The organism is Paenibacillus sp. (assembly GCF_048976745.1).
Classification (GTDB): Bacteria; Bacillota; Bacilli; order Paenibacillales; family Paenibacillaceae; genus Paenibacillus.
The window spans coordinates 760,337-784,558 of the sequence record NZ_JBHGUU010000006.1 but is presented as its reverse complement, the minus strand read 5'-3'; the positions used below and the strand labels follow the sequence as shown (position 1 = coordinate 784,558).

At 45.1% G+C, this 24,222-nt stretch carries 21 protein-coding genes; 5 read left to right on the top strand and 16 right to left on the bottom strand.

The window, feature by feature from the left end:
• Positions 1-17 precede the first annotated feature (17 nt).
• Positions 18-2,312 (top strand): 5-methyltetrahydropteroyltriglutamate--homocysteine S-methyltransferase, encoded by a 2,295-nt coding sequence (metE, locus tag ACE3K2_RS10230; protein ID WP_421889452.1) that lies wholly within the window; start codon positions 18-20, stop codon positions 2,310-2,312.
• A 161-nt stretch (positions 2,313-2,473) separates the two neighbouring features.
• On the opposite strand, the gene ACE3K2_RS10225 is transcribed toward metE, so the two are convergent.
• From ACE3K2_RS10225 to ACE3K2_RS10195, 7 genes are all read right to left on the bottom strand, one after another.
• Positions 2,474-3,025, bottom strand: a complete 552-nt coding sequence (locus tag ACE3K2_RS10225; RefSeq protein ID WP_421889450.1) for a redoxin domain-containing protein — start codon at positions 3,023-3,025, stop codon at positions 2,474-2,476.
• A gap of 2 nt (positions 3,026-3,027) precedes the next feature.
• Positions 3,028-3,741, bottom strand: coding sequence for a heme ABC exporter ATP-binding protein CcmA (ccmA, locus tag ACE3K2_RS10220; RefSeq protein ID WP_421889448.1), 714 nt, complete (start codon positions 3,739-3,741; stop codon positions 3,028-3,030).
• Positions 3,734-4,555 carry an ABC transporter permease gene (locus ACE3K2_RS10215; RefSeq protein ID WP_421891140.1) on the bottom strand — a complete coding sequence of 274 codons (822 nt, stop codon included), beginning with the start codon at positions 4,553-4,555 and terminating at the stop codon, positions 3,734-3,736. Before ACE3K2_RS10215 ends, ccmA begins: the two co-directional genes overlap by 8 nt.
• A gap of 28 nt (positions 4,556-4,583) precedes the next feature.
• Positions 4,584-5,165 (bottom strand): nitrous oxide reductase accessory protein NosL, encoded by a 582-nt coding sequence (locus tag ACE3K2_RS10210; RefSeq protein ID WP_421889446.1) that lies wholly within the window; start codon positions 5,163-5,165, stop codon positions 4,584-4,586.
• Positions 5,162-6,529 (bottom strand): right-handed parallel beta-helix repeat-containing protein, encoded by a 1,368-nt coding sequence (locus ACE3K2_RS10205; protein ID WP_421889444.1) that lies wholly within the window; start codon positions 6,527-6,529, stop codon positions 5,162-5,164. Before ACE3K2_RS10205 ends, ACE3K2_RS10210 begins: the two co-directional genes overlap by 4 nt.
• Positions 6,530-6,744: 215 nt before the next feature.
• A complete protein-coding gene (gene bshB2, locus ACE3K2_RS10200) occupies positions 6,745-7,419 on the bottom strand; it encodes a bacillithiol biosynthesis deacetylase BshB2 (protein ID WP_421889442.1) in 675 nt (224 codons plus the stop codon).
• Positions 7,420-7,442: 23 nt separating this feature from the next.
• The gene (locus ACE3K2_RS10195) at positions 7,443-7,787 is read right to left on the bottom strand and encodes a YojF family protein (protein ID WP_421889440.1); all 345 of its coding nucleotides are present in this window, start codon (positions 7,785-7,787) and stop codon (positions 7,443-7,445) included.
• Between the two features lie 262 nt (positions 7,788-8,049).
• Between ACE3K2_RS10195 and ACE3K2_RS10190 the strand changes: the two genes are divergently transcribed.
• Positions 8,050-8,835, top strand: coding sequence for a DUF817 domain-containing protein (locus ACE3K2_RS10190; RefSeq protein ID WP_421889438.1), 786 nt, complete (start codon positions 8,050-8,052; stop codon positions 8,833-8,835).
• A gap of 91 nt (positions 8,836-8,926) precedes the next feature.
• Here the strand turns inward: ACE3K2_RS10190 and ACE3K2_RS10185 are convergent, their stop codons facing one another.
• From ACE3K2_RS10185 to ACE3K2_RS10170, 4 genes are all read right to left on the bottom strand, one after another.
• Positions 8,927-9,592, bottom strand: coding sequence for a hypothetical protein (locus tag ACE3K2_RS10185; RefSeq protein ID WP_421889436.1), 666 nt, complete (start codon positions 9,590-9,592; stop codon positions 8,927-8,929).
• Between the two features lie 178 nt (positions 9,593-9,770).
• Positions 9,771-10,679 carry a UDP-N-acetylmuramate dehydrogenase gene (gene murB / locus ACE3K2_RS10180; RefSeq protein WP_421891138.1) on the bottom strand — a complete coding sequence of 303 codons (909 nt, stop codon included), beginning with the start codon at positions 10,677-10,679 and terminating at the stop codon, positions 9,771-9,773.
• A 115-nt stretch (positions 10,680-10,794) separates the two neighbouring features.
• The gene (locus ACE3K2_RS10175) at positions 10,795-12,825 is read right to left on the bottom strand and encodes a methyl-accepting chemotaxis protein (RefSeq protein ID WP_421889434.1); all 2,031 of its coding nucleotides are present in this window, start codon (positions 12,823-12,825) and stop codon (positions 10,795-10,797) included.
• 239 nt (positions 12,826-13,064) lie between these two features.
• A complete protein-coding gene (locus ACE3K2_RS10170) occupies positions 13,065-14,045 on the bottom strand; it encodes an SDR family NAD(P)-dependent oxidoreductase (protein ID WP_421889432.1) in 981 nt (326 codons plus the stop codon).
• Positions 14,046-14,242: 197 nt separating this feature from the next.
• On the opposite strand from ACE3K2_RS10170, the gene ACE3K2_RS10165 reads away from it, so the two are divergent.
• Entirely contained in the window at positions 14,243-14,917 is a 675-nt protein-coding gene (locus tag ACE3K2_RS10165; protein WP_421889430.1) for a class I SAM-dependent methyltransferase, read from the top strand.
• Between the two features lie 71 nt (positions 14,918-14,988).
• On the opposite strand, the gene ACE3K2_RS10160 is transcribed toward ACE3K2_RS10165, so the two are convergent.
• From ACE3K2_RS10160 to ACE3K2_RS10140, 5 genes are all read right to left on the bottom strand, one after another.
• Positions 14,989-16,395 (bottom strand): PQQ-binding-like beta-propeller repeat protein, encoded by a 1,407-nt coding sequence (locus tag ACE3K2_RS10160; RefSeq protein WP_421889428.1) that lies wholly within the window; start codon positions 16,393-16,395, stop codon positions 14,989-14,991.
• A gap of 194 nt (positions 16,396-16,589) precedes the next feature.
• Positions 16,590-18,641 carry a serine hydrolase domain-containing protein gene (locus ACE3K2_RS10155; RefSeq protein ID WP_421889426.1) on the bottom strand — a complete coding sequence of 684 codons (2,052 nt, stop codon included), beginning with the start codon at positions 18,639-18,641 and terminating at the stop codon, positions 16,590-16,592.
• A gap of 110 nt (positions 18,642-18,751) precedes the next feature.
• Positions 18,752-20,053, bottom strand: a complete 1,302-nt coding sequence (locus ACE3K2_RS10150) for a GHKL domain-containing protein (RefSeq protein WP_421889424.1) — start codon at positions 20,051-20,053, stop codon at positions 18,752-18,754.
• Between the two features lies 1 nt (position 20,054).
• Positions 20,055-20,795 (bottom strand): LytR/AlgR family response regulator transcription factor, encoded by a 741-nt coding sequence (locus ACE3K2_RS10145; RefSeq protein WP_421889422.1) that lies wholly within the window; start codon positions 20,793-20,795, stop codon positions 20,055-20,057.
• Positions 20,796-20,993: 198 nt separating this feature from the next.
• Complete coding sequence (locus ACE3K2_RS10140) at positions 20,994-21,758, bottom strand: YheC/YheD family protein (RefSeq protein WP_421889420.1); 765 nt, start codon at positions 21,756-21,758, stop codon at positions 20,994-20,996.
• Between the two features lie 202 nt (positions 21,759-21,960).
• Between ACE3K2_RS10140 and ACE3K2_RS10135 the strand changes: the two genes are divergently transcribed.
• Together ACE3K2_RS10135 and ACE3K2_RS10130 are read left to right on the top strand one after the other, a co-directional pair.
• Complete coding sequence (locus ACE3K2_RS10135; protein WP_421889418.1) at positions 21,961-22,770, top strand: DUF6492 family protein; 810 nt, start codon at positions 21,961-21,963, stop codon at positions 22,768-22,770.
• 17 nt (positions 22,771-22,787) lie between these two features.
• A complete protein-coding gene (locus ACE3K2_RS10130; RefSeq protein ID WP_421889416.1) occupies positions 22,788-24,161 on the top strand; it encodes a sugar phosphate nucleotidyltransferase in 1,374 nt (457 codons plus the stop codon).
• Positions 24,162-24,222: the final 61 nt, after the last annotated feature.

The window sequence follows — 24,222 nt, the reverse complement described above, 5'->3', positions numbered from 1 at the left end:
CAGAGGAGTTTTAAACAATGACAAAAAGTAGTGTATTGGGATATCCGCGTATTGGTGCTGATCGGGAATGGAAGAAAGCGTTGGAAGCGTTCTGGGCAGGCAAGCTGGAGGAAAATGAATTTCACGCACGTTTGCAGGAGATTCGTATCAATCATCTGCGCAAGCAGCAAGCGAAAGGTATCGATATTATTCCAGTGAATGATTTCAGCTATTATGATCATATCCTGGATACGGCCGTGATGTTTGGCATTATTCCCAAACGTTTTACATATGATGGCGGTTCCGTTCCGTTGTCCGTATATTATGGCATTGCACGTGGAACAAAAGATGCCGCAGCAAGTGAAATGACGAAATGGTTCAACACCAACTATCACTACATTGTACCTGAACTCGACGGAGCTTCCCCAACTCTGACGGAGAACAAACCCCTTCTCGCTTATCGTGAAGCAAAAGAAAAACTCGGCATTGAAGGCAAACCGGTCATCGTTGGACCATTAACCTTCCTGAAACTCTCCAAAGGCTATGATAAATTCGAGACGGATGCTTGGTTGGACCGCTTGTTGCCACTATATACTCAGTTGCTTCAAGAACTTGCAAGCGAAGGCGTTCAGTGGGTGCAGATCGACGAGCCTATCCTGGTAACCAAATTAAGCGATGAAGATGTGCACCGTCTGAATAAAATATACGAGACATTTGCAACAGCCGTTCCAGGTCTGAATATCATGCTGCAAACGTACTTTGAATCTGTCGAAAACTATAACGATATTATTGCACTGCCCGTTCAAGGGGTAGGACTTGATTTTGTACACGGACTCTCTGGCAACAGCCAATCCATTCAAACATCCGGTTTCCCGGCAGACAAAGTGCTGGGTGCAGGTATTATTGATGGGCGTGGGATCTGGAAAGCTTCCCTTCAAGGCAAATTGAAATTATTGAATGAACTGGCTGAGGTGGTGACACCTGAACGTCTCATCGTGCAATCATCCTGCAGTCTGCTACATGTGCCCGTTACGACTGAACGTGAGGCCAAACTTACATCCGAATTGAAGAATGCTCTTGCGTTTGCAGATGAAAAGCTGGATGAGATTGTTCTTTTAACTACAGCATTATCTTCACCAAGTGCAGAGATTACCGCTAAAATAGACGAAGCCGAGCTTCCGCTTCAAGCGCTTCAGCAATCCGAAGATCGGAACCGTACTGCTGTACAGAAAGCCGTTGCTTCCATTAGTGGTCAACAGCCAGAGCGCTCCCGTCCGTTTGCCGAGCGTCATGAAGCCCAACAGGCCAAATGGCAATTGCCACTCTTCCCGACGACAACGATTGGCAGTTTCCCGCAATCAGCTGAAGTCAGAAAAGCACGTCAGTTGTGGCGCAAAGGCGAGTTGAACAACGAACAGTATGCTGCCTTCATCCGGGAGCAGATTGATATCTGGATTAAGCTTCAAGAAGAGATTGGAATTGATGTGTTGGTGCATGGTGAGTTTGAACGTACCGACATGGTTGAATTCTTTGGCGAGAAACTGGCCGGTTTTGCCTTTACACAGTTCGGCTGGGTACAATCGTATGGTTCACGTTGCGTGAAGCCACCTATTATCTTCGGTGATGTTGCATTTACGGGTGAAATGACGGTGGAAGAAACGAAATATGCCCAATCCCAGACAGAACGCCCTGTCAAAGGCATGCTGACTGGACCGATCACCATCATGAACTGGTCATTCGTGCGTGAAGACATTGCTCGGGAGCAGATTGCCTATCAATTGGCATATGCGTTGCGTCAGGAAGTCGAAGCACTTGAACAGGCAGGGATCGGCATGATTCAGGTTGACGAGCCGGCGGTACGCGAAGGGCTTCCGCTGAAGGAAAATGAACAAGCCGACTACCTGGCTTGGGCGGTCAAAGCGTTCCGCATCTCAACGTGCACGGTGCACGAAACAACTCAAATTCATACGCATATGTGTTATTGCGAATTCCATGACATGATTGATTCCATCGAAGCCATGGATGCAGATGTCATCTCCATTGAGACATCCCGTAGTCACGGTGAACTGATTCATAGTTTTGAAGAAAATACGTATGAGCTGGGTATCGGTCTTGGCGTATATGATATCCATAGTCCACGGGTTCCAAGTGTGGATGAAATGAGCAGCATGATTGAACGCGCCCTGCGTGTTCTTGATCCGAGGCTGTTCTGGATTAACCCCGACTGCGGATTGAAAACCCGTGGACAGGAAGAAACCGTTGCTTCTCTCCGCAACATGGTTGACGCAACCCGAATCGCCCGCGCCAATCACGCTTCCGCTGCTGTTTTGTAATCGGCTGCGAAGCAGCATATCTTCAATAATAAAAGCCGGACCGCCCTATGTTTAATGGGGTGTCCGGCTTTTGCTATGTCTACTTTTAACACCTTCATTTCACTTGTAACATGAGAGATCCCAGGCGCTTCTGGCCCTATCTCACCACCCATGGCTCATGACTAGATACTATCTTCCAGCCATTGCTGCAACGGTATGTCTTCGGTCAGTTCACCGAGCAATATATGGCGGAACTCTCCCTCCTGATCGATGACCATCGTTGCGGGTAAACCTGTAATACGATACATGCCTGATATGTTGCCCGTCACGTCAATAATGACTGGAAAATCAAATGCCTGCTTATCCATAAATTCACGGATTGTACCCTTTGATTCCCCCACGTTAACAAATAAGGTCTCCACTTGGTTCTGATAGTCCTGCGCAATCTGGTGAACGAGCGGCATCTCCCTTACACAAGGGGCACACCACGAAGCCCAAAAGTTAATCATGACCGCTTTGCCCCGATAATCAGACAGCCGGACTTGTTCGCCTATTGAGTTAACCGCGGTGAACTCAGGGGCATTTGCACCTACTTGAATGGTGTTGCCTCGCCCAGACTCAGGTGTCGATACATTTTCGTAAATGGCCCATGCACCCGTGAGCAATGCTACCAAACCAATCAAGATTGTAAGTGTACGTCTGCCAGTAAACCTCTTCTTCTGCAATGAACTCACCTTCACTTTAATCCGAGACTTTGATGAAATGCTGCATGGAGCGAACCATATTGTTCACGAAAATCATGGGTGGAACCCTCTCCCACACTACGTCCATGGTTCATGAATATCACCTGATCCGCAATATCATCTGCAATCTCCAGCTGATGGGTCGAGAACACGACCATGTGGCCATCCTGCTTGATGCCCTTGAGTAGCTGAGCTAGTTCCTGCATCCAGAATGGGTCCAACCCGTTCGTTGGCTCATCCATGATGAGCAGTGGAGGTTTGGACAGTACTGCTTGAGCGAATAACACACGTTGGCGCATACCTTTCGAGAAGGTTGTAACCCGCTTTTTCTTTTGATCCTCCAAGCCGACCATGGTCAGTACTTCCTGTACTCTCTCCTTGGGAACTTTCCTCAGAGAAGCCCAGAACAGAAGCATTTCCTCCGCACTCAGTCCCTGGTTAAATTGATAATCATCCGGCATATATCCTATCTGTTGTGAATAACGCTTGCGCTCCTTCGACCAACGAATATTATTCACCGCAACCTCACCCGTGGTAGGACGAAGAATTCCAGCGATCATGCGCAGCACCGTGCTCTTTCCTGCGCCATTCCCTCCACAGAGGGCAAGCACTTGGCCGGAATTCATGTGAAAGGAAATATCCTGAACAATGATTTGCTTTTTAATGGATTTGCCCAATCCCATCACTTCGAGTCCCACCTTATCCATGAGATCGCCCCCTCTCCCAGATCGCGTATACCGCCAGAACAGAGCAGGCAATCCAGAATAGACAAATCCCGAGGAAAATCCAACTGCCACTTGGTTGCTGCACCCACTCCACCCAGCGATAATATTCCGGTCCCAGAATGGAGCCGCCTCCCAGTTTAATGACGACAAACAATCGCACCAGCTCTGCCGGATTGATGAGCGTTAGCACAATAAGCAACGGTTTCACCCACAAATAAGGCATCAGTCCCAGCACAGAGAGCAATAACATCGGCCAACCAATGACTGCGAAAAACCATACGGTCACGGAGATGGTTAATGCCTGCCACCGATTGCGTGATAATGAACCGATGAATAGCGCCAGCGTCAGAAATAACAACACCAGTCCACAGGAAAATACCAGAAAAAGAAGATATGTCATGACATCCAGTGGATTCCCAATTACTCCGCTAATGCCCCCCATTATGCCGTATCCAAATGCAACAATGGTGATTAAGACAATTGAAAGTCCGAGATATTTGCCCACAATAAAGGACATCGTGCCGATGGGATACGTGGACAACAGTTGCCAACTGCCGTCTTCCTTTTCGGATGTTAATGAGAAGGAACCGAGGAACAGCGTCATTAAAGGTAGGAGGTAGAGAATAAGATTCAACATCGAACCTGTTGTGCCCGAATATCCTTGAACCAGATTCTGTGAATTCAGGAGCAACAAGCTTAAGCTAAATGTGCAAAAAAGGATTAGAAACGAATATGCCCAAGGATTGCGGAATCCCATCTTCACTTCTCGTCTTGCAATCTGTATCATATCTGACATCATTGATCACCATTTTCTATGGTCATGCCTAGTGGCCTGACTCTTCATTCATTTCACCTTCCTGGTGTGTCTCATCACTCATTCCTTCGTCACTCATGCCCTCTTCTCCATGACCATGTTCACCCATCATGTCCATATTCTCTGTATTCTGTTTCCAATCATGAGAAGCAAGATCCTCAGCGGTCATAATGGTTCCCACACCTTGCTCTGCAACGAAGGCTTCAGCTGAAGCCTTGTCCTTAAAGTTAAGAATTCCATAGGCCATAGGCGTACGCAATGACGCGTCGTATACATATGTGGCTTTGCTGTATTCAATCCATTCTTTATCATTGTAATCACGTACATAGTCCATCCCGATGTTATCCGTGCCATTCTCTGTTTTCCATTGGTTCATGCAACCGATATCATCGAACTTGTAATTTTGGCCGTCTTTCGTAGTAAGTTGCGTTGCATACGCATCATCCTTCACCTGCATTTTACAGATCGCGCAGATATCCACGTCCTCATTGATCGGCAATGCCGCGTATTTTGTTCCGCAAGCGGTTAACAACACCATGCCAAACATAAGTACCATGACCATGGACCATCTTCTGTTCAAGCGTTTGTTCATTTTCGTAATACCCCCATATAGATGATTATAAAAGTTGCTATAGCCAACAAAACTAGTCCAATTATCCAAACCACAGAGTTACCTGTAGCTATGTCCACTGGCATGTGCAGATCAGATCCCGTATCGATGCTCATTCGTGGCGACATATCAGTAGTCCATTGTTCTCTTCCTTCTGTAAACAAGTCACTCAGAAAGACCATGCCCGGTGATTGGAAAAAGAGCTGATACGCAGAATTTCGACTCACCAATTGCTCATAAAAGGGATTAATGGCATAGGAAATTTCACTGATCCCATCCTGATTCAGATCAAGTCCCTGAAAGGAGTCCCAGTAGTTCTTCATCATGACATTGTTCGGGCTATCCAGTGCTGAAGCTTCAATAACATTGGATACCAATTGGTTACCTGTAAACTCGTTAGCTTCTGCCAGAACCAGCTGGATACCAATATAATTCCGAAGCACCGCATTACCACGGATCTCATTGCCTGATGATTCTGCAATGTTCATGCCGACACGATTACCCTCCACGATATTGTTGTGAACAGAGGATTGATGTACGTCATACAACAGAATGCCTTGAGAATGAACATGGGTACTCTGTTTGCGAAAAGAATTTCCCGATATGACCGTATTCTTGACACCCATGATCATGGCACCTGTCATGTTCCCTTCGCCGGTATTGTCCATGACAGAAGAACCGTCAATGTACATACAATGGATACCATACCTTGTATGTAACAGTTTATTATTTTGCACGATAGACTTATGGCTGTTCTCCAGATAGATTCCATCCCTCATGCCAGTGATCTCATTGCCTTCAATGTAACTGTCATGAGCGTTGTACAGATCAATGCCATTGCCCTTCTGGCTACTGGTTGCAGAATCTGCCCCCACCCAAGTGATCATGTTCCGCTGAATCGTCGCCTGACCCGAATTCCGAATGATCATCCCGTATGCCTGGGTTCGAACATGAAGATCAGTAAGTTCACTGTTTCTTCCTTCCACCTGAATTGCCGCAGTCTGTTCATTGGCATTGTGCTCAATCGTAAACTCGTTTAACTTCACCCCATCCGACCTAATGGTTATCGCAGAGACAGGTTCTGCATTCACAACTGTCACTGAAGGACCACCCTGAATGGTAAGTTCCTTATCAATCGTTAAGGGGCCTGAATACCGGCCTGATGCAAGTTGAATAACGTCTCCGGGTGCATAACGGTCAATTATGGGCTGGAGGGGAATAAGATCACGCTCTCCGGAAACGGCCATGGCTTTACTATGTGGGACAGACAAAAGGACAAACATCATTCCGATTAGAAAAATCAAACCCGAAATCCGGACCATCACAGCACTATTTGGGTTGTACACACCTTCCCTCCTTTCCACTCAGAATTCATTCCTCCATGTTCCTCATCCAATGCAGCAACGCAATAAATGAAGCGTTATCACAATCCTGATCACAGTGTACTTAAAATGGTATTTATTCCATATAGCTCAATCAGGCTATAGACAATACATTTTTGTGTCGATATTGTGATGTAAACAAAAAAAGCCGCCAAATTGGCGACTTCTACATAATGATGTTAGGCAAATGGGTAGGTCCAGAATCTTTCTCTGCCAAAACGGGCCTGGATCTCTTCTTGATTCAACTCTCGATCTCCGACAAGCTCCGCTGCCTGAAACTGTGAACGGTGGGCCCGAATCGACGCCATTTTTTGTTTCAAAAATCCGGTTACATCAACGATGACATCCGCTTTACCAATGAATTGTTCCTGGTTGTGGGCAAATGCCACACAATGAACCAACGGACGCTCTCCCACAGGAAGACGACTTATCGTGCGAATGACGGCTTCTCCCGTCGCATCATGATCGGGATGTACACTGAACCCCGGATAGAAGGTAATCACAAGGGAGGGATTCAGTTCCTTAATGAGTGCCATGATGCTATCGTCGAGCAGTTGCGGGTCTTCGAATTCAATCATTTTATCATGAAAACCAAGCATTCTTAAATCCTGAATTCCAATGGCTGCCGACGCTTCAATCAGCTCTTGTTTACGGATCTTAGGCAATGTGACGCGATTAGCAAAAGGAGGAATTCCCATGTTGCGTCCCATCTCGCCCAGTGTTAGACAAGCATAGGTAACGTGAGAGCCGCCTTCTATGTACTTGGCTAATGTTCCGGAGACGGAGAAAGCTTCATCATCCGGATGTGGATACACCACCAGGATTCGTTCATGCTCATTGTGTATAGTATTCATGGTTATTCAATCCTCCGCTTTCATCAGAACATCTCTCGGCTTAATTGTAACGCCACAACTAGTTTACCTTGGGTGTCGTGACCGGCGAGAATCAGTCTTTCTTGTTCCTGCTCATCAATATGTGTAAGGCCCTCGGCGTATAGCCAACCCTGAGTGGTTTTCAGACCAACCCGGTATGGACCCGTACCTGAAATGGACCCCTGTGTATATCGTATGGCCGCATTGGTAATGAATGCCGACGCTGGGTGCTTCGAACTGTCATAGTGATGCGCATACGCTCCAGACGTGAGTTCGAGGTGTACGTATAAGTCCTGATCCGCAAGTTGATCGATCCGGAGCTGAATATCTTGAGGTTGTATCGGCTGCATAGCGGCCTCCTTGTCTAATGTAATTGTACGAATTTCATTTTAACATAACCACGAGAGAATATACATGGAATGACCAAGTCGCCGCTAATAGAGCGCTCCCCTGATGATTGAGGTTGAAAACAAGAACAGATTTGCGTGTTTTTTTCTATTTTTATTCAGGGATCATATCTATATTATGGAGTGTAGGCAAAAAACGCCCTATGATGAACCCTTAAATCTTATAATCTTTCTCCAATGTGTTTGGAAAGGAGTTAAACTTGAATTGAAACCTCTCATACAGCTACTTCATTTTGGCTATCATCAGGCGATGAGCTGCATATTTCCTGTAGCGATCTTTGGGACATTGGCCCTGTCCAGCGTAATCCCGATTCCTTTCCTTTATCGATATGATGCCATCCTGCTGGTATTGCTTGTTGTGCAGTACCTGATGTATCGAAGCGGTCTGGAAACCCGGGATGAAATCAAGGTCATCTGTGTATTTCACATTATTGGCCTGGTGCTGGAAATCTACAAAGTATGGATGGGATCATGGTCATACCCTGAGCCAGCGTACACCAAAATCTTGGGTGTCCCTCTTTATAGTGGATTCATGTATGCAAGTGTAGCCAGCTTTATGTGTCAGGTGTGGCGAAGACTGCGAATGGACATGACCGGATGGCCTGGTTTAATACCTTCCGTTCTGCTCGGAGCAACCATTTATATCAACTTTTTCACCCATCATTTTATTCCTGACTTTCGCTGGTGGTTGACGGCGCTTGTATTTATTGTTTTCTGGAAAACATGGATTATCTACCGGGTACGAGCAATAACCTATCGAATGCCGTTATCACTCGCTTTTATCATTGTTGGTTTCTTCATCTGGACTGCAGAGAACATCGCTACATTTTTCAATGGCTGGAAATATCCTGATCAGCATGATGCCTGGCAACTGGTTAGCTTTAGCAAGATCAGTTCGTGGTTCCTGCTGGTGATCATCAGCGTCATCATCGTTGCACAGCTCAAATATGTGAAAGCCAATCATACTGCTGATGATTCAAAGTCCATCTAACCAATACTACCTGACCATAAAAACAGCAGCACGCTTAGACTGGAACATAAGTCTTCGAATGCCGCTGTTTTTTTGCGTGGTTCTATCTGTACTATTCTCCAATAAGTAATGAGCCATATCCATCTGTCTCTTCAATGCCTTTGTTAATTAGGAGTTTCCCCTTTTCATCGTATGCTTTGATCGTATAAGGAAGAGTAGCTGATGAAGGCAGGAATACGTACCAGATTTGTTGACTCTCACCTGCTTCAACCAGCTTTGTATCGAATGTGTCGGGCTTACCAGTTTCTTTGATCTCAACAGTTACACGTTTGATAGTGGAGTCTATGATGTCACCAAACAACATGGGAAACGGGGCCGAAACTTTATCCAACTTTGGTATACTCATATAATTCAAAGCAAACTTGGTGTCTGGCCCCTCAGTGATTGAATATCCTCCGCCCCATACCCACTTCCATCCGAAAAGATTCTTGCGGGTATACTCCATCTGAAGATTACTGTTGTTTTCCCGACCCTTTTTTTGTGTGAACAAAATCATGCCACCGTCTACAGCCTCCTGATGAATGAATTGGGAAGTATAAAACTCACCTCTAAATTCCTGAACTGCCCTCTCAGGACTGTTCGCAATAGGAATATGAACAGGTTCACGTAATTCCCAGACCTTGGATATCCGTTGATCAGCTAACCCGCCTGCAATTTCATTCATATACATATATGTCAGGACTGACAAGGGCGTCAGTAAAATTACCATTGTGATCATTAGAAAAATTCTCCTGTTACGTTTGGACATCTCCAAGTACACTCCTTATCATAACGATGAAATATTAAATAAAATCATTCTAATATTACCATAATTAGCATATGGATTCTTGTTTGAGTCCAAGTCATACAATCAAAAAAAGGCCGCCAGCGGCGACCTCTTAAGTCATTCATCGAAACTATTCTCCCAGGAAGATCACTTCGGTCTCCAATTCAACCTGGAACGTATCATAGACTTTCTTCTGAATAAATTGGATCAAATCCATATAATCCTGGGCAGTAGCGTGATCCACATTTACGATAAAACCTGCATGTTTCATGGAGATTTCTGCACCTCCGATGCGAGTGCCCTGCAAGTTACAATCCTGAATCAGTTTACCTGCAAAATGTCCTTCAGGTCGTTTAAATACACTTCCACAAGAGGGGAACTCAAGCGGCTGCTTGGATTCTCTAAGGAACGTTAATTCCTTCATTTTGCCTGCAATATCTTCCTTGTTTCCTTTTTGGAGCCCGAACTCGGCCTCCAATATGATATAGTGGTCCATCTTGAAGAGACTATTTCGATAACCAAACTTCATCTCTTCTCGCGGGATCTCCAACACTGTACCGTCTTTGGTGATCACAGTTGCACGTTCAACAACATCTGCAATCTGACCGCCATAAGCACCAGCATTCATGTAAAGTGCGCCCCCCGTGCTTCCGGGAATGCCGCAAGCAAACTCCAAACCGGTCAAGCTATGCTCCAAAGCAAGTCGGGATACATCAATGATATCAACGCCACTTTGCGCAATCATGCTGTCCTCACTCACTTTAATTTGATCGAAGTGGCTAAGAGAAATCGTTACTCCACGGATACCCCCGTCTTTAATAATGACGTTGGAGCCTTTTCCAATGACCGTCAGAGGTAACTGATGTAAGTTGGCAATTTCCACGATTTTAGTGATTTCGTCTATTGTTGTTGGATGGATGAGAATATCTGCATTACCACCTATTTTAATAAACGTGTGATTTTTTAGTGGTTCATTGAATTTCACTTTTTCCAAAGGTATCTGATGCTCAAAAATATTCATGATTTTCTCTCCCTGAATTCATAAAGAAATGATTGCACCATCGCGAAAATGAGATGCTCCTTCTTTATTATATGCTAAATAGGAGATTTTGTTTGAAATTATGTTGTTTTCATTATAATTAATCGCATTCTCTTTAGATTTTGAACTTTTCCGTGAGTTCCTGAAGACGTGATGCCATGCGGGCAAGATAAGAAGAAGATGAGCTAATCTCCTGCATAGAAGCCAGCTGTTGCTCTGTTGCCGCAGATACTGTTTGCGCCCCTTCCGCCGTTTCACGCGAGACATGAGAAATGTCCTCGATTTTCGCCACCACATGGGAGGTTTCTTGAACAATATCATCGGCCATTGTGGACACTTCGCTGGCTTTGTTGTTCACCGTATCCACGGACAAAGTGATCTCGTCAAAGAGCTGGCCCGCCGTATTCATTACGTTCATCCCTTTGGAAACTTCACTAATCGCCTCAACCATCGACTGATCCGCATGCCGGATTCCTTCGTTAATGCTGCCGATTAGTGTGGTGACTTGCTTCGCTGAATCAGCTGCCTGCTCCGCGAGTGCACCTACTTCTTTGGCTACAACAGCAAATCCTTTGCCGTGCTCACCTGCCCGTGCAGCTTCAATGCTAGCGTTTAAAGCCAGTAAATTGGTCTGACGGGAGATATCGGAGATCACCTTGATAATCTGCCCGATCTCCAACGAAATCTGAACCAGATGGTTAATACCATCCGACACACGATTGACGGAATGGTGAATGGTTCCCATTTGTGTCACAGCGCCATTGATGGCCTGCCCACCTTCTTTTGATTTCTCTGCAACATGTTCTGTAGCTAAAGCTGTCGCTGAGGCATTATTGGCGATATAACCGATTTGTTCTGCCACATGATGAATAGTACGCAGACTTTCTTCAACCAGCGCAACCTGTCTGTCAGCGCCTTCTGCCATCTGTTCGATCGTTTCAGCGATGTGTCCTGTTGCCGTAGCACTTTGACCCGCATTAGCGGATAACTGTTCCGAAGCAGTGACCAGTTGATTAGACGAATTCTTCACCTCGGATACAATGGAATTCAGGGAACCGACCATAAGGTTGAAAGCATCCCCCAACTGGCCGAGTTCATCATTTGAAGGAATACTTGCGCTTTGGCTTAAATCTCCCCGACTGACTTCCCCGGATACATCATTCAATGTTTTGAGTGGTTTGGTGATCGATCGCACGATCAAGATTGTCATCCCTATACCTAACAGAGCAAACACGGCGATGACCATTAATGTATTGTTCCAGATGGGTTTGGCCGCCTGCACGATCTCGATCGGCGAGCGATCCCCTGCAATTTTCCAACCCGTAAGCTGATTGGTAATATAGACAAGGTTACGTGTCTCTCCTTCAGGAGAACTTTGCTCAATTTGACCGGAGTCCCCCTCAAACATCGTTCTCCCGGGTCCTCCGTCACCTTGAGAGCTGTCTTGTTCTGCATCGGAAGAAGAGCTGAACGGAATTGCACTACCAGTCTCCGCATCCTCACCCTGAGAACCTTCAGTTCCCCACGGCGGATTTACGATCATAGAGCCATTGGCGCCAAAAATGACGACAAAGCCATTATCTCCAATTTTGATCTGGCTTACAGTCTCTTGCAAAGCACTTAAATCAAGGGTTATGGCGACAACTGACTTGCTGTCACTGGATGCTTTCGCTAAGGTCAATACCGTGTTACCCGACTGTTCCGAAGTGAACGGCTCCGTTAGAACAACCTGTCCTGGCGCGGCCACCGCCTTCTTATAGTATTCGCTCTCCAGAGGTTTATCGTTGACCGGTTCGCTCTGACTGGAAGAAGCATACACATGCTGTCCCTCGCTGTTAACAAAAATAGCTGATTCGACCTCCGAATGATTATTGGTATAGGATTTTAATGAGGCTTCAGAATTCGTGGATGTAATGGATTCGGATAATAGACCCACATCTGATTGTTTGGCTTGTATGTATTGGTCGACCATGCTGCTAACGAGTGATATGTCGGTGTTGGCCATGTTGGCTAGCTGTGTATCTACTTGCTGTTTGGCGGTAAGATAGGCGAATCCTCCGATAACCAGACTCGGAAGTAATAATACGATTAAAAATGATGCTACCAAACGGTTCCTGACCGTACCGAGTTTTTTCTTGAATTTCATAGGCGTTGCTCCTTATGTATGATGTATCGTGGCTTATCCTCTATTAAGCATGAATTAGATGAGAGTATGATTAATTTCAACTTAAAGATATATGAAAAATTTTCATCGATTTATAATTATGTTTTCAGAAATAAAAAAACGCCTCGCGGAACCAGCATCTAGGCCGGATAATACCGCAAGACGTTTCTCATACATCACCGTTATTTCGTGGACAAGTTAACGACATGATCCCTACATGATCAGGATGGTTCTATATCCGTTTGAGTCAGCTCGGCCGATAGCTCCCATAAACGAACAGCCTGCTCGGGGTCGATGGCATACTTCTTGACCCCATAGAAACCCCCATCCTCGGGAGCCAATTCACTGATGTCACAATCCTCACAATAGACACCGCCTTTTCCCTCAAGCTGAGGAGATGTTGCTGCCCAGACTTCCGTCGCTGCCCCCTGCTCAGGGGTTTTAAACGCAGGATTGGCCACTTGTCCAGATTCATCAATCCAGCCCAGAGCAATCATTTCCTCTTTTGGCATATGACGCTGCAGTGGTGTCATAATTCCGCCTGGATGAACAGAGAAAGCCCGTACTCCGTGCTCTGCACCTCGACGATCCAGCTCAACGCTGAATAAAATCGTTGCTGTTTTAGACTGCCCATAGGCAGGGAATTTCTCATAACCTTGCTCGAAATGGATGTCATCCCATCGAATTGGTGAGAAATGATGTCCCGCGGATGCCAAGGAAACAACACGTGCTCCCCCTTGACTTGCGAGTGCTCGCCATAACAGATTAGTCAGGGCAAAGTGGCCCAGATGGTTTGTTGCAAATTGAGCTTCCCAGCCAGGTCCAACCCGTGTCTCCGGACAAGCCATGATGCCAGCATTAAGAATCAGCATGTCGATGTTCCGATCACTCGCTAGAAACCGCTCGGAAAAAGCACAAACGCTGGATAAATCAGCGAGGTCCAGTGCATCTATTTCAACTCCTTCCAGACCAGAGAGCGCTTCCTGAGCAACCGCTGGACGACGTGCAGTCACCACTACCTGGGCTCCCGCATTAACAAGCGCACGTGTCGTCTCCAACCCCAGACCGGAATATCCACCCGTTACAATAGCAAGCTGTCCTGACAAGTCGAGATCTCCCAATACATCCTGCGCTGTACTGTTATGGTTGAAGCCTGAGCCCATTTTATGTTGTAAAGTTTTGAAATTATTTTTCGGTGTCATATTGTTCATCTCCTTGGCAATAGTTTTTCTGTTGCCAAGTCTACACCTTAGAGTGTGCTCTAAGTCAAATGGGTTATTCCCCATAACAGAGAATCGGAACCCATAGTTCCAGCCTATGAACTTATCCATAATCGGTATTTCCCTTGAGGACTGTCACTTTGTAAACTATGGAGAAAACCTCAAGGAGTGATAAGCACATGGAATTCTCAGTAAAACAGCTGTTTGATAAGGTAGCCCAAGATTATGATGTGCAGCGAAAGCAGCTTATCCCTTGTTTTGATGATTTTTATGGAATGGCTCTGGATCTAATGGAAAGCCCGCTCGATTCCCCACGTATTCTTGATCTGGGTGCAGGAACGGGGCTTCTCTCCGGATTGGTCCTGCAAAAGTATCCCAACGCACGAGTAACCCTGATCGACATCAGTGATCAAATGCTCGAAGGGGCACGTCGAAGGTTTGCTGATGCTAACCAAGTTCAGTATGTGGTCGGGGATTACTCAAAGTACGACTTCGCCAGTTCCTACGATATGATTATTTCCTCCCTGTCGATTCACCATCTGACCCACGCTGACAAGAAAAAGGTGTTTGAAACTGTACATAAACTGTTAGAACCAGGTGGATGTTTCATCAACGCAGACCAGGTTCAGGGAAGAACCCCTGATACGGACACCTATTACCGCCAGCGCTGGTTAGAAGCAATTCATCAAAGCGGGCTGTCTGAGGAAGCCATCTCGGCTTCGATCGAAAGACGCAAGGTGGATATCAATGCCACGCTGGAGGATCAATTGGAGTGGTTGGAGGAAGCGGGGTTTTGTGTGGCAGATTGCATGTACAAATACTTGGACTTTGCGGTATTTTACGCGCAAAAATAAAAAAGACCGGATTAGAGGCGCAAGCTATGCCATGATCCGGTCTTCTCCCTTAAATTTTCATTCTAAATCGATTATTTCAGCGATGCTGGCAGCTTAACCCCAAGAAGTCTGCCTTCGGCTTGGATGATGATCATTCCGTTTGTCCTCAACGTCATGTTGTGAAGGTCACCACCAGTGGATACTCGAAAAGCAGGCTGCCCCGTCAACATGTTGAGGGCAAGCAGCGTGCCGTTACGCTGCGCTCGATACATGCCTTTACCATAAACATCAATCTGAGAAACGGGGGCATCACCATGCCACTGCACCTCCTGACCATTAGCCAGCTTAACACCTGTGAGTTCTCCCGTGTTGGCGTTTTTGAAGATCAACCTTTCCTGTGTAATGCCAACCCACACCATATTCTCTCCATGAGGGCTACGAAAAGTTCGAAGTGGCGTGGGTTCAGACTTGGTTGAACTCAATGAATACTCCGCTATGTTATCCCCTTGCAAAATGTATAGTTTATCTTTACTCGCAAAAATTCCGCCATACCCATTCTCATACGGTGGATCACCGGGGATTTTCCAGGTGTATTCCTGACTTCCTTTTAACACACCCGTCTTCAGGTTGTACGCATTGACTTTCCATTTGCGTTCAGGTGAGGACTCGTCATCATCTCCCAACATTGGAGAATAATAATCCGCTGAGTATACAAGACCGTCTTTGATCTGAAGAGCCTCCCCCTGACCAAAATGTCCCCATAACTTCTTGCCCGTTTTCTTGTCATACGCATTAAGCTGAGTGGACGTGAGTGCCCCTTGAACAAAAAAAGTTCTCAGTACCACACCATTGGATTCTTCAAGATACTCAGTACCATGACCTTCCCCTAATGGTTCATCTGCCGTCCAACGCAGTTTGCCTGTCTTGATATCCAGTGCAAACGTTGTACTTCCTTTAATCACGTAGAGCGTATCCACCGTTGGAATCAAAACTTCTGTACGCTGATACGTATCAATCCAGGTGGATGTGACAGATTGCCATTTTGCTTTGCCTGTTTTTGCATTCAAGGCATAAGGCTTATGATCACTGGTCAGTCCGTAGAGGACGCCGCCTTGATAGGTAATATACGGGCTCAGGTCTTTGCCATAAGTCCACAGCTGCTTACCTGTTGTCGCATCAAGTGCACTCAACTTCGATCCAGCAAACGTGAATACTTTGCCTTCTTCTGCAATGGCATTAGCCCCGATATACGATTCGTTCATATTCAAATAGTTATCTACTTTTGCTGTCCAAGAAGGTTTCAGTTCAGGTACAGTGATTCGCTGATAGGAATACCAGTTACGGATGGATACATCCGATGCTTCAGCATGTGCCTGAGATGGCAACACGCCGATGACACCTTGAACCATCAATATTCCGGCAGTAAGACCAGCAACGACGGGTCTGCCTGCTCTTCTTTTCCATTGTTTCGTTGTTTGACGTTTATGTCTGTTACTCATAGATAATAATTCCTCCTGTTAAAGATGAGCCTGATCTATAACTACATAAATATAACGAGCAGTGAGGCCGAATAGTTACCAAATTGTTAAATTATTCTAATAAAAAATCAAAAAAGCCGCCATAAGGCGACTTCCTGAATACTACTTTATTTATGGGACAGTTGCGAACGAGACTTCGTAACAGTGTCCCTTCTTTACTTTAATTCAATCTGAAATACATCACCGGCGTCCCCACCAAAAACGATAAAACCACTTTTCGGGAGCTTCGTTGATTCCTGATTGGTTGCTACAGAGAAGTCAACCATTTCCCCTTTATCATTATATACTGCGTAACCTCCAGTCTTCGGAGAATCCACTGTGATGGATTTGTTCGCCGATCGGGCGTCGATGGCATACCACCGGGCTTGAGCGTTTGCCGGGATAGTCGTTATTCCTTTTTTCCCACCAAAGATTGGAGTTATTGCATCCTCTGCAATGTATTCCTGCCCATCCTGGAGCAAAATCTCGGCGCCATTCTTCGTGTAAAATTGCAGATCAAACGCATCTCTTCCGTTCATCACAGGAATCTGGGCGACATTCTCTGCGTTGTTCGTATCCTTGATTTGCGTACCATTAGCGTAACCATTTTTGACATCAACGGATAGATTCTTGATCAGCATCGATGGAAGCAGGTAAAAGATCGATGTTATTTTCTCATCCAGAGCGTAATATTTCGAGCCATTACGTACTGCCCATTTCTCTTTGGTTGCTGCGTCCAGTGCGTTATGCTCCAGTTTTTGATAATCATACGTATTCATCACCGTCTGGCCTATGCCGGGTAACGTTATCATGCCCTGAACTTTAACATACACCTTGTCATTACGTTCCTTCACAAAGCTAGCTTTCACGCTGCCATCTGTACTTGTAAAATGTTCATCCCCTGTGTACACATAGTTCTGCTCCGGGATAATTCCACCCAACAAGGCAGGCAATTTGAACTCGCCATCCTTGATACTTATGTCCAGTGTCTCTCCTACCGTACCATACAGACCTGAGTACGTATTCAACTCCGTTGGCATCTTCACTTTGACAGGTGGTAAGAATGTCTGATCAGGCTGAACATCGTCGATGATGCCCTGATCCTCCAGAACGTCCAGCAGCACTTTGCTGGCAAACATCTGATTGTAGACGGAAGATCCGCCAGATGATAGAACTGCCATTGAAATATCATGTTCGGGTATGGTGATTAACACGGCATGGTACAACATGGTATCTCCGCCTTTGGCAAGTGCAGTAATCCCATAATCGCTAAAAGGTGCAAGGTCAACCGCATCCCACCCCAAACCATAATTGATCGTATTTTGCTCATCAGATACCCATATGCCCTTACGATATTCATGAGATTGCATGGCCTTCACAGCAGATTCGGACAGAATATCCGGTCTGTTACCCATTAAAACCTCTCCGAATTGACTCAGCTCCTCTGCGGTGGAGTACACCCCGCCTGTACCGATAATATTGGCATTCTCGGTAGGCATCGTCATCTCAAGTGTAGGCCAATAGGTTTCGGATAACTGCGTTCTGTCAAAGGAATCCAAGGGTGTCTTCGTTGATTCCAACTTCAACGGCTCGCTGATGTACTCGGCGATATATTCGCTGTAGCTTAACCCACTCACCCGTTCCACCATAAGCTCCAGCAACTGGAACCCATCATTGCAGTAGACGGAAAAGGCACCAGGCTTTGATTTCAGTTTTTCGGACTGAAGTTTAAGCAATAACTCATCATGATTGCGGGTGTCATTATCGTCAAACAACATGCTGTTTCCATAATGTGTTCCGTAAAGACCAGATGAATGATTCATCAACATGCGCGGTGTGATTTGCGTATATCGCGCATCTGCCATCTTAAAGTCCTTAATATACGAAGTAAGCGGCTCATCCAGATCTATTTTTCCGGAATCAACCAGCTTCATGGCGGCTGCCGTAACAACCATTTTGCTAACCGAACCTATGCCATACATGCTATCCGTGTCTATTGGCTTCAGTGATGCCTTGTCGTGCATCCCCACACTATCTGATAAAATGAGCTTCCCTTCATCCCTGATTGCATATTGCACACTGGTGACACCGTAGTTTTGCACCATCTGTGTGGCGATCTGCTTCGCCCGTGCCTCAATCGTTGAACTGGTATTCGCCTCTGCGCTGACATCTGCCATCGGTGTAATGACAAGCACCGCTGTACATAAAAGACTAATTAACTTCTTCATCCCATGTCCTCCCTCAAATGTTCTTATGATTGAATTCATCATATCCTGGAAAAGACAGATCGAACGCAAACGGACCCTGAATGGAAAAAAACAATCCCCGAACGGTATGTTCAGGGATTGTCGGTGTGAAACGGAAGCACGACCATGTTGTTAAACTTCCGATGCTGATGCTCAATACTCATATGTCCACCATATTTCTCGCACATTCTCGATATATTGGTTAGACCGATCCCATGGTACTCCGGATTGGGCTTCTCACTTTTCAAATCAACGACAGGGTGCTCTACATGATTCATAATCTGGATGACGAGTGCAGATGACGTGGAGTGAATGGCAATGAGGACATACCGATCCTCTGCTTGTCTAACCTTCTTGGAGGCTTCAATCGCGTTATCAAGCATGTTACCAAGCACCACACACAGATCATATCGATCGATCTGGAGATGTTGCGAGTGGAGCTGGATTTTGGTGTCGATTTTGATTCCATTTGCCTGCCCCATAGCCAGGGTATTTGTAACAAGGGCGTCAATCACCAGATTACCGGAATTCACCCGTTGATACGCACCTTCAATGGTATTTAATGTAGACTTGATATGGTCACCTGCCGCCGCCAATTCGTTACGTTGGATACATTCATCAATATACAGAAATTGCTGATTGATATCATGGATGATGGATTTGATGTTCTTGAAACTGTGGACGGTCTTCTCATAGTTGGCATCCTGGTAGTCCATCTGACGCTGTAACTGGTTATTTTCATGCGTGAGCTGTACCTTTTCCACCATATTATCGAATACATAAACAATGAACACATTGAGAAATAGCGAGCCCAGTACAGAAAAGACGTAAAATATGTTTTTTTCACTATAGATGGAGGCCACATTGATCTGATAGATCGTAATGATCGGCACGATGAGAAACAACAAATAATAACGGTAATGCACAGCAAAACCTCTGCGCTTGGCGACCAGACGCACAATTTGAATGACAATGAACATGATACTGCAACCAACCAACATCACTTTGGAGAGAATCCAGTGGTCTTCACCATTGAATTGTTCCCATGAAATGAAGTCTCCTGAAGATTCCAAAACGCCAAGAATATATACTGCTATCGTATTCGCCATCGTAATCAATACCCCATACAGGATGGTAAAAACAAGCTTGATTTTAAACTCCACTTCATAGGATTGAGCCAGACTGAAGATCAATAACAGGGCAATCGCTGTCGAAATGATGTCGGAGAAGGATAATGCCAAATAAAAATAACCCAGCATCAAAAACACGATGAAATAGAACACTCTCTGTGGCTTCCGCTTGGACTTACCCAGCACAGAATCAAAATAAAAATTCGCCTGAAACGCCATAAGCAAGGTGACAAAGATGATGGAAAAGATCATATAAACATCCATATCATTGAATCCTCATGATCATGTATTTGGTATAAGCATCCTTGACTTCCTTGACCTTGGATCGGCCTATGGGCAATTCTGTTCCATTTAACATAACAACTTGGGTACCGGAAAACTTCTGCACATGCATCAGATTAATGATAATCGAGCGATGAATCTGCAGAAAACCATGGTCTTTCAAACCGGTAGCGTAGCTGGATAGTATCCCTTTGGTCTCATGCACATGTTCCTGTGTCACAAAATTCAACTTGTTCTTAATCGTTAAACTTTTGACAACCTCAATCCAGAGAATATCATCATATTTCAGCAGCAGTTCATCATAGTCTGATTTGATTAATACATACTTTTTGTCCAATGCCTGAAAATATTGACACAGCTTAATCATCTTTTCCTCGAAAACATGCGACTGGATCGGCTTAATTAGATATTGAAAGGTGATAACATCAAAGCTCTCCACCATGTATTCCGGATAACTGGTCAGGAACATAATCTGTACATCCAGAAATTTCATGTTCCTGATCTCTTTGGCAGTCTGAATCCCGTTCATTCCGCCCATCTCTACATCCATGATGAGAATATGAAATGTATCCCCAACCTCTCTGTAGTGGGAGAGCAATTGTTCACCAGAGGTGAATAGGCTAATTTGAAAATCAAAATTGGTTTTTAGGGATAAGGAAATCAGCATTGATTTCACACGTTCTCGCTGCTGCTCCTCGTCATCACAGATTGCAATATTAAACATGGGGGACATCCGCCTTTCATCAACATCAACTCTGAATTTCACTCTCCAATATACTATTTTAGCATAGGTTTTGGAGTCGAATTGGGATGAAATGCATTATTCTGACCCTAAAACGCAGTTTAACAAAAAAAGTCGCCACATTGGCGACTCTTGAGCTTCAAACCTTTTCCAGCCGATTCCTTTGAAAAATCCGGTCTGTTATTCTGTTTTTTTGGGCACAGCATGGCGGTAATATCGTATTACCTTGCGATACATCGTCTTGTCCTTTAATTGATTGAATATAAAGGGGTCAGGTTTGACATTCACCTCAATAATCCAGGGTTTTAGACTGTGGTCCAGTCCGATATCCACACCAATTTGCTTAAGATACGAGTACTTTTTCTTCATATGACGAGCTATGCGCAGGCTAAGCTCATTCATCTCCTCAATCAGTTCATTCCTGCGTTTTGTGGATGCATGCGATTGTAACAGCTTGTGAATATCCATCGGTGTACCACCACTATGATAATTGGTTACGATTTTTTTGGGATGACCCAGTCGGCCGATGATTCCGGTAGCTTCCCAATGTTTGGTCGGGCTTAGCTGTATCATCACTCGGATGTCAAAACGTCTGTTATTATGCTTAAGCAGATGGATTCCTCTCTGAATCAGATAACTTCTTTTATGCACCAAACGAGTCAGACTCTTATAAAACGATTCAAAACTGTCAAACGTCAGGCGTTTTTGCTCTATCTGATAGACAAAATGTTGATGACTGTCCATCTCGGCTTTAATAACACCCATCCCGAAAGTACCTCTCTCGGGTTTGACATAGACCATGCCATATTTGCTGATCATGGATTTCAGATTCGTTTTGTTATATTTCTGGGTGTCCGGGATAAACGGTTTAATAGATTCATTATTAATGATCAATTTTGTTTTTAACCACTTGCTTCTTAACGGCTGCAATTTATCAACTCCCATGTCGTAAACTCTCCCTTCAGCAACCACATCAAAGCCTGCTGTTTGATCAAGATCCTGCATGCATTATATGTACTATCGATAATGGAACCCTCAACAAAAGCCCCTATTCGTAAAAATGTATATTTGCACATGCCCTGACCAAACCACTTTTGCACACATACCATAGAAGAAGTTATCACGATTTGTGTAAGGAGTTGAGAAGATGTCCGTCCAGCGTGGAATTCAGTGGAGTAATGCGCCTAAGATTGATGTTCTTATACCAGCGATCGAGAAAGACTTGGCTACCCTTCCCCTCGTCATCGATAACATTCGCCGTTATGTAAAACATCCCATTGGAAGCATATATATTGTTTCTCCGGTCAGCACCAAAATCAGAAACCTTTGTTCACGTAAAAACTGCATTTTTGTTAATGAGCGATCCGTCCTGCCTATAACCAAAAACGAGATACACTACCAGTCCTCCCGATGGAATCGGTCAGGCTGGTTATATCAGCAGCTGCTCAAAATGAACGGAGATTCCATTGTGAAGGCAAAGTACTTTCTAGTTATGGATGCGGACACCGTACTGATTAAACCTCATTCATTTATTGTAGAAGGCAAAACGGTATTTTACTGCCGTGACTGGAGCCAGCCGGAATATTTCAATACCTATCGCAAGTTGTTAGGCATGAAAGCGCCGCGTCCCCGCTCTTTTGTTACCCATTATATGCTGTTCGACAAATCGAAACTCTCTGCCTTAAAACAGAAAATTGAAGTGGTTCATAAGCTCCCATGGTACAAAGCGATCATCTCCAATATCAATAAGAAGAAGCAGTTTGGTTTCTCCGAGTATGAAACGTATGCCAATTTTATGTATACGAGAAACCCAGGCAGCATGGTCCTTAGAAGTTCCATGAATAAAGGTCTGCATGTGAACGCTTCTTCGTTAAAAGAGCAACAAATCCGTAATCTAGCTCTTAAATACCGTTCTCTTTCTTTTCATAAACGGAAAATCTATAGTAAAGCTCCCTGAGCTTAAGGAGGAAGCCCATGCATATCGTACTGCTGTGCGGCGGCTCTGGCAAAAGGCTCTGGCCAATATCCAATGAGCTTCGCTCCAAGCTGTTCGTAGATATACTTCCATCACCCGACGGAGGTAGGGAATCCATGATCAGCAGAGTATGCCGCCAGCTTGACAGTTCATGCCTAACGGATTCAACGCTCATTATTTCACATCAGGATCAGGCTAATATTACAGCTCGACATACTCAAGGCAAAATACCAGTCATCGGGGAACCTTATAAGCGAGGTACCTTTACTGCAGCAGCCTTAGCGACGTTATATCTGCAATCCTTTCGAATGGCTAAAAATGACGATGTGATCTGTATCGCGCCTGCCGATGTGTTCGCAGGTGAGGATTTTTTCAGCAGCTTTCAATTACTGCCGGACATATTGAAACAGTCTCAAGCCGATATCGCTTTAATTGGGACAAGGCCTACACATGCTTCAGAACAGTATGGATACATCCTGCCGGGTGAGGAAGAATGTAATGCTTATTCGCACATAACACAATTTATAGAAAAACCCGAAGCCACTATTGCTGAAACTCTGCTACAACGCGGGGCACTATGGAACTGCGGTGTATACGCGTTCACCGTCGCGTTTATGATATCCCATATTAAAAAAATGGGGCTTCCGGTTCATTATGATCAATTGTTGTCCCTGTATGAAGCGTTGCCTGAACGCAGTTTTGACAAGCAAGTTGCAGAAAAGGCGCAGCGGGCCGTGGTCCTGCCATATAAGGGAGTATGGCAGGATATTGGAAGCTGGGATACGCTGTGCGCACAGTTAGATTCCCATGTATTCGGACATGGTGGAATCTCGGGATCTTCCTCCGATTCCTATATTATTAACGAGCTTCCCTACCCCATCCAAGTCATTGATGTCCCAGGTATTATCGCTGCGGCAAGTCCGGATGGCATTCTCATAGCTAATAAAAATAATTCAAATGAAATTAAAGCGCAATTGGGCAGCTTGCCACTAAAACCGATGTATGGTGAAGCAACCTGGGGCAGTTATCGTGTCATTGAAAGTTCGTTAGAAGATGAGAATACAACAGTAACCACATTAAACATAACGGTTCTACCGGGCAAAAATATCGGGTTGAACTGGAATAAAACTGGGTGTAGAGCATGGACCGTGCTTGCAGGCAGTGGGCAAGTGCTTGTCAACGGAAAGGTCATGCAAGTGAGTATGGGCAATCAGTTCGCGATTACCAAGGAGAGTCTCTTTTCGATCCTGGCTGAAACCAGGATGGTGATCCTTGAGGTCCGGATCGGAGTAACAGAGGATAAAGACAACATACTTTTTGAAGAAGAAGATTGGAATATAATTCTAAAAAGTACAGGTTCATCTAACGCTTAATGGGAGAATAAACCGATTCAATCTCGCGTGTCTTATAGCCCCTTCCATTCGCGGAAGGGGC

Excerpts from the sequence above, each read along its gene's own strand:
- ACE3K2_RS10160 (WP_421889428.1), bottom strand. The coding sequence starts at position 16,395 with ATGAGTAACAGACATAAACGTCAAACAACGAAACAATGGAAAAGAAGA.
- ACE3K2_RS10215 (WP_421891140.1), bottom strand. The coding sequence starts at position 4,555 with ATGTCAGATATGATACAGATTGCAAGACGAGAAGTGAAGATGGGATTC.
- ccmA (WP_421889448.1), bottom strand. The coding sequence starts at position 3,741 with ATGGATAAGGTGGGACTCGAAGTGATGGGATTGGGCAAATCCATTAAA.
- ACE3K2_RS10145 (WP_421889422.1), bottom strand. The coding sequence starts at position 20,795 with ATGTTTAATATTGCAATCTGTGATGACGAGGAGCAGCAGCGAGAACGT.
- ACE3K2_RS10175 (WP_421889434.1), bottom strand. The coding sequence starts at position 12,825 with ATGAAATTCAAGAAAAAACTCGGTACGGTCAGGAACCGTTTGGTAGCA.
- ACE3K2_RS10170 (WP_421889432.1), bottom strand. The coding sequence starts at position 14,045 with ATGACACCGAAAAATAATTTCAAAACTTTACAACATAAAATGGGCTCA.
- metE (WP_421889452.1), top strand. The coding sequence starts at position 18 with ATGACAAAAAGTAGTGTATTGGGATATCCGCGTATTGGTGCTGATCGG.
- ACE3K2_RS10165 (WP_421889430.1), top strand. The coding sequence starts at position 14,243 with ATGGAATTCTCAGTAAAACAGCTGTTTGATAAGGTAGCCCAAGATTAT.
- ACE3K2_RS10150 (WP_421889424.1), bottom strand. The coding sequence starts at position 20,053 with ATGGATGTTTATATGATCTTTTCCATCATCTTTGTCACCTTGCTTATG.
- ACE3K2_RS10135 (WP_421889418.1), top strand. The coding sequence starts at position 21,961 with ATGTCCGTCCAGCGTGGAATTCAGTGGAGTAATGCGCCTAAGATTGAT.
- ACE3K2_RS10140 (WP_421889420.1), bottom strand. The coding sequence starts at position 21,758 with ATGGGAGTTGATAAATTGCAGCCGTTAAGAAGCAAGTGGTTAAAAACA.
- ACE3K2_RS10155 (WP_421889426.1), bottom strand. The coding sequence starts at position 18,641 with ATGAAGAAGTTAATTAGTCTTTTATGTACAGCGGTGCTTGTCATTACA.
- ACE3K2_RS10185 (WP_421889436.1), bottom strand. The coding sequence starts at position 9,592 with ATGATCACAATGGTAATTTTACTGACGCCCTTGTCAGTCCTGACATAT.
- bshB2 (WP_421889442.1), bottom strand. The coding sequence starts at position 7,419 with ATGAATACTATACACAATGAGCATGAACGAATCCTGGTGGTGTATCCA.
- ACE3K2_RS10195 (WP_421889440.1), bottom strand. The coding sequence starts at position 7,787 with ATGCAGCCGATACAACCTCAAGATATTCAGCTCCGGATCGATCAACTT.
- ACE3K2_RS10130 (WP_421889416.1), top strand. The coding sequence starts at position 22,788 with ATGCATATCGTACTGCTGTGCGGCGGCTCTGGCAAAAGGCTCTGGCCA.
- ACE3K2_RS10210 (WP_421889446.1), bottom strand. The coding sequence starts at position 5,165 with ATGAACAAACGCTTGAACAGAAGATGGTCCATGGTCATGGTACTTATG.